Source organism: Kitasatospora sp. NPDC059327 (assembly GCF_042752535.1).
GTDB lineage: Bacteria > Actinomycetota > Actinomycetes > Streptomycetales > Streptomycetaceae > Kitasatospora.
This window is the reverse complement of sequence record NZ_JBHYYB010000116.1, coordinates 17,115-26,272: the sequence shown is the minus strand read 5'-3', so window position 1 is coordinate 26,272 and position 9,158 is coordinate 17,115. Positions and strand designations below refer to the sequence as shown.

Annotated in this window: 5 protein-coding genes and 2 pseudogenes; 4 read left to right on the top strand and 3 right to left on the bottom strand. The window is 74.4% G+C overall.

The features are described from left to right. Positions 1 to 71 precede the first annotated feature (71 nt). The 3 genes and pseudogenes from ACFXHB_RS38625 to ACFXHB_RS38615 all read right to left on the bottom strand — a co-directional run bounded on the left by ACFXHB_RS38625 (position 72) and on the right by ACFXHB_RS38615 (position 4,795). Positions 72 to 1,820: an NUDIX hydrolase gene (locus tag ACFXHB_RS38625; RefSeq protein ID WP_380580748.1), complete on the bottom strand. Its 1,749-nt coding sequence runs from the start codon at positions 1,818 to 1,820 to the stop codon at positions 72 to 74. Between the two features lie 280 nt (positions 1,821 to 2,100). Then, positions 2,101 to 2,346, bottom strand: coding sequence for a hypothetical protein (locus ACFXHB_RS38620; protein WP_380580746.1), 246 nt, complete (start codon positions 2,344 to 2,346; stop codon positions 2,101 to 2,103). A 264-nt stretch (positions 2,347 to 2,610) separates the two neighbouring features. Beyond that, a pseudogene (locus ACFXHB_RS38615) lies at positions 2,611 to 4,795 on the bottom strand (NAD(P)H-dependent glycerol-3-phosphate dehydrogenase). A 231-nt stretch (positions 4,796 to 5,026) separates the two neighbouring features. On the opposite strand from ACFXHB_RS38615, the gene ACFXHB_RS38610 reads away from it, so the two are divergent. The 4 genes and pseudogenes from ACFXHB_RS38610 to ACFXHB_RS38595 all read left to right on the top strand — a co-directional run. Continuing rightward, the gene (locus tag ACFXHB_RS38610; RefSeq protein WP_380580744.1) at positions 5,027 to 7,000 is read left to right on the top strand and encodes an alpha/beta hydrolase family protein; all 1,974 of its coding nucleotides are present in this window, start codon (positions 5,027 to 5,029) and stop codon (positions 6,998 to 7,000) included. Further along, positions 6,997 to 7,179 carry a hypothetical protein gene (locus tag ACFXHB_RS38605; RefSeq protein WP_380580742.1) on the top strand — a complete coding sequence of 61 codons (183 nt, stop codon included), beginning with the start codon at positions 6,997 to 6,999 and terminating at the stop codon, positions 7,177 to 7,179. Before ACFXHB_RS38610 ends, ACFXHB_RS38605 begins: the two co-directional genes overlap by 4 nt. A gap of 81 nt (positions 7,180 to 7,260) precedes the next feature. Beyond that, positions 7,261 to 8,568 carry a cytochrome P450 gene (locus ACFXHB_RS38600; RefSeq protein WP_380580740.1) on the top strand — a complete coding sequence of 436 codons (1,308 nt, stop codon included), beginning with the start codon at positions 7,261 to 7,263 and terminating at the stop codon, positions 8,566 to 8,568. Positions 8,569 to 8,745: 177 nt separating this feature from the next. After that, positions 8,746 to 9,050: pseudogene (locus tag ACFXHB_RS38595) on the top strand (LacI family DNA-binding transcriptional regulator); the annotation flags it as partial. Positions 9,051 to 9,158 lie beyond the last annotated feature (108 nt).

Here is a 9,158-nt window from a genome sequence, read left to right as displayed (position 1 = left end):
ACTTTCATGTCCAGGTAGGTCGGGTGACCCAGGAATTTCCCTTCGAATTCCTCCCAACTGAATTGGGGATGCTACAGAGCGCCACGTGGCGCAACACCGTCGAAGACGTAGCCGCAGACGGGCACGGGGTACTCGGTGCCGGCCCGCTCGTGGATGACGGCGACCAGGCGCCGACGGGCGATGACGTCGGGATTCTCCTCGGCGAGGTCGAGGCCGAGTTCCTCCTCGGCCTCGACCAGCGCGGTCGAGAAGGGCGTGCTGCCGTGCTCGACGTTGCCGCCGGGGAAGTTCCACGCATCCGGGTTGATGGCCGAGCGCAGGCCGAGGACGCGGCCCTGCGGGTCGGTGACCAGGAGGCTGGCGTAGGTGGTGGGGCGGGCGATGGTGGTGAGGTAGCCGCCGACCGGCCGCCATCCGGGGATGGCGAGGCGCCGGGCGAGCCATTCGATGACCTCCCGCTGTCCGTCGCCGGTCGCCGGCAGGGCGTCCGCGCCCGCCCACCGATGGTCGTCGTGGTCGCGGGAGAGGACGACCGCAGTGCCGTCCGGCACGACGGTCGTGAAGACGAACTGCCTCACCTTCCGACCGCGCCGGTCGGTGAAGTCGAGGTGGCGGACGTACTCCAGCGGCCACCCGGTGAGGCCGGTCTCCTCGGCGAGTTCGCGGGCCGCTCCGGCTGGCACGTCCTCGCCGTCCTCCCGGCCGCCGCCCGGGTACTCCCACAGGCCCGGCAGGACGTCGTGCGCCGCCCGGCGGATCATCAGGATCCGGCCGGAGGTGTCGCGGACCACGACGCCGACACCGATCCGCTCGATGCCCTCGCGGGCGGCCAGGTCCGTGAGCGTTCCGAAGTCGATCACTGGCAGGGCTCCTCGGTGTCGTGGGCGGGCACGGCCGGCAGGCCGTGGGGCCGGAACCGGGTGCGGAAGATCGGGCTGTTCACGGGCGCCTCCGGGCGCGTCGGCGTTCGGTCGCGCGAAGCGGGCCAACAGCCCCATGGCGCGGCAAGTTCGCGCCCATGGAGTCGAGTTGAGCCACTTCGCGGGTGGGGAGGGGGCCGATGATGGTGCTGTTCGAGTGCGTCGTTCAAGTGGATTTCCTCCCGGCGAGCCCCGGTCGAACGGGGACATTTCGAGCACCTTCCCGGCGCGGTCGACGACATCCTCAAGCCGGTCCCGGAGGGTGCCGGGCAGGACCCCTCGGTCCAGTGCGCAGGCGGCGAGCGCCCGTTCGAGAGCATCCCGGCGGCCAGGTCGGAGACGGCTGCGGACGCCCTCGTGGGTGAGGAGGTCGCGCAGGGCGTAGCCGTCGCCGGATTCACCCGTTCGGCTGGTCAACCGTGCGAGGAGGTTTCGGGCGGCGGGGGTGTCGGGGCGGGCCGCGTGGACGGCGGTCAGGGCGAGGCGGGTGGTGAACGCGGCCAGGCCCTCGTCCGGTTCGAAGGTGAGGTAGTGGTCGACCGCGTGGTCGGCGGCCCGGCGGTCGGCGGGGCGGCACAGCGCGATCAGCACGGCGGTGACGGCGTTCTCCCACGGGTCGCCGGGTTCGGTGTCCGCCAGCAGGGCGAGGGCTGCGGGCCGGTCGCCGATGGTGGCGTGGGCGAGGACGACCCGCCACGGCCAGGCCCGGACCTCGGCGCGCTGCTGGTCGGTCTCGGTGAGCTCGCTGGGGACGGTGATGCCGTCGAGGATTGTGGTGGTGGCGGTGGTGACGGCCCGGTGGAGGTCGAGGAGGAGTTGGTGGCCGCGTTGGTGGTGGCCGGCACGGATGTGGAGTCGGGCGAGGTCGACGACCGGCTCCAGGCCGCGGATGGCGCTCATCGCCGGGAGTGGGCCGCGGGTGAGGTAGTGGGCGGCGTGGCGGTGGCAGGGGGCACGGGCGTAGTCCGGCAGGGCGAGGTCGGAGGCGAGGAGGGCGGCTTGGTTGAAGACGGTGGATGCCGGGCCCGGGTCGGCCTGCCGGGCGGCCGTGTCGGCCAGCTCGGTGAGCCGGCCGACACGGGCTTCCAGGGGCAGGCACGCGGGCCGGATCCGTGGAAGAGACGGTGGGCGGTCTCCATGGCCTCCGGGCCGCCGAACGCCTCGGTCTCGGGCGCGTAGATCACGGTGCCCAGCCCGAGAGGAGGCCTTCCTCGGCGAGCGTGTCCAGGAGGTTGGTGAGGACAGGCACGGGGGCGGCGGCCCGGTGGCGCAGCCGCAGGCCCCGCTTGCGCGTGTACCACCAGCCGTCCAGCTCGCCCTTGTCCTGGGCGAAGGAGAGCACGGGGGCCAGATGGAGGGCTGCGGTCGGCTCGACGGCGGCGGTGTCGGTGAAGGTGAGGTCGTGCTGGATCCAGCCGGTGGTCATCGGGTCGGTCCTCGGTCGGGTGGCGGCTCTACCCGTCGTCCAGGTCGTCGACTCGCGTCCCTGACGGAGCGGACCCGACAGCCGGCCCGCCAGGCGGGGCCGCGGTACGGTCGCGCGGGGCCGCTCGACGGGGCCGGCGGCCAGGCTGTCTCCGGGCGGCGGTGGCGGCGGTCGGTCCGGCGGCGCCCGCCCACGGTGTTGGCGTGGACGGGGTGGGAGGGTGCAGGGTGTCACCACGTCCGAACGCCGCGACCGTCGTCGCCTTCAGGCCCCTTTCCGCCCCTGTTGGGACGCGGAAGAGGTCAGCGCGCGGGTGTGCCGCTCCGGTTGGGGCGGGCGCTCCAGCAGCAGCGCGGTCGCCTGGTCGAGGGTGACGTCGCCGCGCAGGAGCCGGACGACGGCCTCGGCGATCGGCATCTCCACCCGGTGGCGCCGGGCGAGCGCGAGAAGGGCCTCGGAGGTCTTGACGCCCTCGGAGGTCTGGGGGCCGCCGCGGCGGCCGTGGCGACGTCGGCGCCCCGACCCAGCGGCTCCCCGAAGGAGCGGTTGCGTGACAGCGGGGAGGAGCAGCTGGCGACGAGGTCGCCACGGCCGGCCAGCCCGGCGAAGGTGTGCGGCTCGGCGCCGATCGCGGCGCCGAGCCGGGCGGTCTCCGCCAGGCCCCGGATGATCGGCACCGACCGGGCGTTGTGACCCAGGCCCATGCCGGCCGCGATCCCCACCGCCAGCGCGATCACGTTCTTCGCGGCGCCACCGAGCTCGCACCCGACAACGTCCGGGTTGGTGTAGGGGCGGAAGTACGGGGTGTGACACGCCGCCCGCAGCCGGGCGGCGACCTCCTCGTCCGCACAGGCCACCACACTCGCGGCGGGCTGCCGGCGGGCGATCTCCCGTGCCAGGTTCGGCCCGGACACCACCGCGACGCGCTCCGCGCCGACTCCGGCGACCTCGCCGATCACCTCGCTCATCCGCGGCCCCGTGTCGACCTCGCTGCCCTTCATCAGGCTCACCACCACGGTGGACGGGCCGAACAGCGGCGCCCAGGCCGTCAGGTTCGCGCGCCGCGTCCGGGCCGGCACCGACACCACCACGAAGTCCGCGCCCGCCACCGCCCGCTCCACGTCCGTGGTCGCACGCGGCGACACCGACAGGTCGACACCGGAAGACCGGGTCAGTCCACGTCCCCGGTGGCCTGGAGGCGGCGCAGGGCCAGGATCAGATTGCCGCTGCCGAACGTCGCGAGCGCGGCGACGCCCCACAGGGTCGCCGCGACACCGGCCCGGTCCAGCACGGCGCCCGCGGCCAGGAAGCCCAGCGGCCCGGCCAGGGCGCTGATCGTGACCACGGCCTGCAACACCTTCGGCCCGAAGCCGTCCGGCAGCCGGACGGAGAGCAGGCCCATCAGCGGCGCGTTCGCCAGGGGCGCGGCGGCCGATGACAGGCCGACGGCCACGGCGAGCACGCCGGCCGGCACGGGCACCAGGAGCGTCCACAGGGGCAGAGCGACGCAGACCAGGGCCGTACGGGCGAGTCGTACGGGGGCGATCCGTGCCGCCAGCACATAGGCGGCCACCGAGCCCACCAGGCCACCGGCGCCATCGGCGGCGATCAGCAGGCCACCGACCCTGGCGTCCCCCTCGAACCGGGCGAACGCCAGCACCGGCAGGGTGATCATCAGGGTTCGCAGCATCAGCCCGAACACCACGGTGGACAGCATCGCCCGGCTCAGGAACCAGTCGCCGCACAGATGCCGCACCCCCGCCCACAGGCCGCGGGGCCCGGCCGCGGACCCTCCGGCCCCGCCACTCCCCGCCGGGACGCGGCGCAGCAGCAGCAACCCGGAGAAGGCGAACGTGGCCACGTCCAGCCACACCACCGATGTGGTCCCCACCAGCGGGATCAGCGCCCCCGCGAGCGCCGGTCCGGCGAACGCCGAGCCGTTCTGCACACCTGCCAGCGCGCTGTTGGCGCGGGCCAGAGAGCGGGCGTGCGGGCTCAGCAGTTCCATCGCCAGCACCCGCTGTGCCGCGTGGTAGGGAACGGCCAGCGCCCCGAGCACCGCGACGATCGCCACGAGGACGGCCAGATTGAGCGCGCCCACGGTCTGCAGCAGCGGGATCAGCGCCACCACCGGAGCGCGGGCGAGATCGGAGACGACCATGGTCCGGCGGGCGCCCAGGCGCTGGATGACCTCTCCGCCCGCGAAGCCGAGCAGCGCCATGGGCAGCACCTGGGCCGCGAAGACCAGGCCCGCCCGGGTGGCCGAGCCGGTGGTCTCCAGCACCAGCCAGGGCAGCGCGAGCATGGTCATCTGGGTGCCCAACGCCGTCACCGCGCCCGCGACGTAGACCGCCGTCAGCGCACGGCCCGGCCTGCCATCCGCTGTGCCGTTCGGCGCTCCGCCGGGTGGGACGGGGGCTGCGCCGGGCCGGGTCGCCGCGATCGTCATCGGGTCGCCCCTTTCTCCTCGGTGGGTCCGGGTCGTGTGGTCGCCCCCGTACCCTGTCGCCCGCCCACCGTCCGGTGCCAGGGAAGGCGCGGCAGTGGCTCACTGTCGGTGCCGCTGCGCTTTCTTCCCTGCCACGCAGCCCGCCCGTCCGGCAGTGTGATGGCCGTCGGAGCCCACCACAGCCAAGGCCACCGGCGGCGGAACCGGACACCGACGAAGGGAGGGACGGCGATGAGCGGCGGTATCGGAACGGCGGTGCACGTCCCGTCCTTCGCCGCCCGCGACGGACGGCGAGCGGTCGAGACCCGGTATGTGGACGGTCTCCCGCAGATCGTGGCCTGGGATCTGACGACGGGTCGGCGCCGCCAGGCGACCACCGCACCGCTGGGTGTGGAGACCGCCGCCATCGAGCCGGACGGCCACGGCCTGTGGTGGTTCGACGCCGCTCCCGACGGTCAAGGCCACTGGCTGCGCGGGCCGTTCGAGGGCGGCCACCCGCGCCCGGCACTCGACGGCCTACCCGCCGGGCGGATGCACGGCCTGGCCTTCGACCCTCGCAGCGGCCTCGCCGCCGTCGGCGTCGGGGTCGCGGACCGCTCGCGGTACTACCTCGGCCGACCGGGCGAGCGAGCCCGCCTGGTGGCCGAGGAGCCCGGCTATGCGGCAGTGGTGGGCCTGGCCCCCGGCGGCCGGCTGCTGGCCACCGCGGGGTTCCCGGCCGGACCGGCCGCGGTCCGGCTGTGGTCACCGGCCTCCGGCGTCCTCGTGGACGCCATCCCCGGCGCGGCGGGGGACGGCGACGGCGGCGCGGTGTGGGCGCTGGGCTTCCGCCCGGACCTCACCACCGCACGGCCGGAACTGCTGCTCGTCCTCGAACGCGCGGGCCGCTACACCCTGGCCTTCTGGCGGCAGGGCGAGGGGATCCGTACGCACGGTCCCGGCTCCGCCCTCGACTTCGATACGGAGATCACCGCCTGCTGGTACGGGCCCGGCCGCACGGCGCTGGTCCAGCAGGACCGGGCGGGACGCAGCCGCCTGCTCCGCGCCGACCTCGACCGCGGTACGACGACGGTGCTTCCCACACCCGAGGGCACGATCATCGACTTCTCCTGCGTACCCGACCGCACGGTCCACTGCCTGTGGAGCCGCGACGGCGAACCGCCCCGGCCACTGATCTGCCACCCGGAAAGCCCGAAAAGCCCGGAAAGTGCGGAGCACCCGGAACCCCCGGAACCCCCGGAACGTCCCGACCGCTCCGGCCGCTCCGACCACTCCGGCAGCTCCACGACGGCGTCACGCGGCACGGCGTCACCCGGCACGGCGCCCGGCGGAACGACCGGATCCAGGCGCCGCGAGCTGTGGACACGTCGGCCGTACGGGCAGATCCACAGCTTTGTGGCCACCCCGCCCGGCCGCGCGGCGGGCCACCGCCCCTGGCCGACGGTCTTCCTCGTCCACGGCGGGCCCCACACCCACGACCGGGACGCCTACGACGCCCGGACCGAGGCCCTGGTCGGGGCCGGATTCGCCGTGGTGCGCACCAACTACCGCGGCTCGACGGGCTACGGCCCCCGCTGGCGGGACGACTTCGGCCACCGGGTCGGCCTCGCCCAGCTCGAAGACCTCGCCGCGGTGCGCGGCCACCTCATCGACGCGGGAGTCTCGGAGCCGGGCCGTACCGGCCTGTGCGGCTACTCCTGGGGCGGCTATCTGACGCTGCTGGCGATGGGCGTCCAGCCCCGGCTGTGGGACGTGGGGCTGGCCGTCGCCCCGGTGGCCGACTACACGGCGGCGTACCGGGCGACGACGCCGGCGCTGCGGGAGGTCGACGACCGCCTCTTCGGCGGCACCCCCGAGCAGGTGCCACACCGCTATCGCGCGGCCTGCCCGATGACCTACGCGGGCCGCGTACGCGGCCCGCTCTTCCTCGCCGCCTCGGCGGACGACGAGAAGTGCCCCCCGGAACAGATCGAGCGCTATCTCGCAGCGCTGCGGCGCCGCGACGTCCCGCATCGCGTCCGGTGGCTCGGCGGCGGACACGACGTGGGCCGTGACCCAGCCGGACACGCCGCCGCCTGGGCCGCCATGGTGCGCTACGCCGACGACGCGCTGCGCGCCTCCCCCAGAACCGCCGACCGCCGCGACAGCGGGCGGACCGGCTCGCACCACCCCGTCCACCACACCGAGGAAAGGTCAACCCCATGAAGCGTCACGGACTGCGCGTCGACCCCATCAGCGCCCCCGAGCGGGAGCGCGGGATCATCATTCCGCCGCACAGCCAGGCCGCCCTGGACAAGGCGGTCCCGGTCCGGCCGAACGGCCCGGCGCGGACCTGCGCCACCCGCGCGAAGACGAACACGGAGGAGAAGTCGCCTCTGCAGTGAGCCCAAGCGGCGCCGTAGCGGGGTGCCACGCCCGGCACCCCGCCGCGGCGCCGGCCGTGCCGGTGAGGACAGGAGAACATCATGACCACAGCTACGGCAGCGACGGCAGCACCCCGGACGAACAGTCCCCGGCCGGGGACGCACCGGCCGGACGAGGCCGAGACGACGGAGCCGCGCCAGAACCCGCCGACGTTCCTCAGCGACCCGTACCCGACCCTGGCCAGGATGCGGCGATCGGCCCCGGTCTCCGTGCTGCACAGCGACGGCGGCCCGCGGCTGTGGATCGTCCCGCGCTACGTCGACGTCCGGGCCGCGCTCTTCGACCCCCGCTTCGCGCAGGACGCGCGGCGCGCCCAGGCCCTGGCCGACAGCCGGGTCGAGGGCGTCAACCTGGGCACCGAGATCACCCATATGCTCAGCAGCGATCCGCCCGACCACACCCGCCTCCGCCGCGTGGTCCAGGCGGCGTTCAGCCGCAAGCGGGTCGAGGCGATGCGGCCGATGGTCGAGCGCATCACCCTCGAACTCCTCGACGGGCTGGACGTGGCAACCGCGCGCCTCACGACCGGCACCACCACCGCCACGGTGGACCTGGTACGTGACTTCGCCTTCCCGCTGCCGATCCTCGTCGTCTGCGAACTGCTCGGCTTCCCGCCCGAGGACCGCGACCTCTACCGGACGTGGTCGACCGCCATCGTCACCCAGGAGGGCGACCACGCGGCGTTCGGGCGAGCCGTCCAGGAGATGGGCTCGTACGTCCTGGCCATCGCCGACCGGCGTATCCGCCGCAATGCCCGTCCCGCCGATCTGCTCACCGAGCTGCTGGAGGCCCGCGAGCGCGGGGAGCTGACGGACGACGAGATCGTGGGCATGGTCGCCCTGCTGCTGATCGGCGGGCATGAGACCACCGTGAACCTGCTGGGAACCTCCTGCCTCGCGCTGCTGCGCGATCCCGGCCAGGCCGCCTGGCTGCGCGCCGATCTCACCCGGATGCCCAGGGCCGTCGAGGAGTTTCTGCGCTACGACTCCCCCATCTGCATGGCCACCACCCGCTTCACCACCGAGCCGGTGGACGTCGGCGGGGTGGAGATCCCGCAGGACGAGTTCGTGCTGCTGTCCCTCGGCGCGGCCAACCGCGACCCGGCGCGCTTCCAGGACCCCGACCGCCTCGTCCTCGACCGCCGGGACGCCGGCCATCTCGCCTTCGGCGGTGGCATCCACCGCTGCCTCGGGGCCCTGCTCGGCAAGCTGGAGACCGAGATCGCGCTCACCGCGCTCCTCGCCCGCTTCCCCGGAATGACCCTGGCCTGCCAGGAGCGCGACCTGCGCTGGCGCAACACGATGATGCTGCGCGGCTTGGAGGCGCTGCCCCTCACCCTGCGCAGCTGACCACCGCCCTGACCCTGCCGCCCTCCCCGCCTCCCGCACCGGCGCGGCCCGGGCCGGGTTGGTCAAGGAGAACGGGACACGGGGTGCGCAAGGTGGAACCGCGCCAGACGTGTGGCAGGCGAACAGGCCGCCGACCGACGCCGACCCGCCGATCGGGCGCCCGCCCGGGACCGTGGGATCGGGTGCCCTGGGGGTGGGGTTAATAGGGTGAAGCGGCGCCCTGGCACCGCGCCGACGCTGGAGGAAGTGACCGCGCTCGCCGGGGTGGGCGGGGCACGGTCTCCCGCGTCATCAACGACGCGACCGGTGTCAAGGAGTCGACCCGGCGTGCCGTGCAGCAGGCCATCGCCGAGCTGGGCCACGTGCCAAACCCGGCGGCCCGTTCACTGGCGGCCCGTTCACTGGCGGGGCGGCGCGCGGACGCCGTGGCGCTGGCGATCGCCGAGAAGGACTGGCGCACGTTCGGGGAACCGTTCTTCTCCGGCCGATGCCACAGGGTCCGCACGACCGTCCCGCCGAGGAACTGGCGGTCGCGGTCGAGCTGCCGGGCGGGGGGGGGGGGGCAAGGGAGGGGGGCCGCCGCCCGCGGG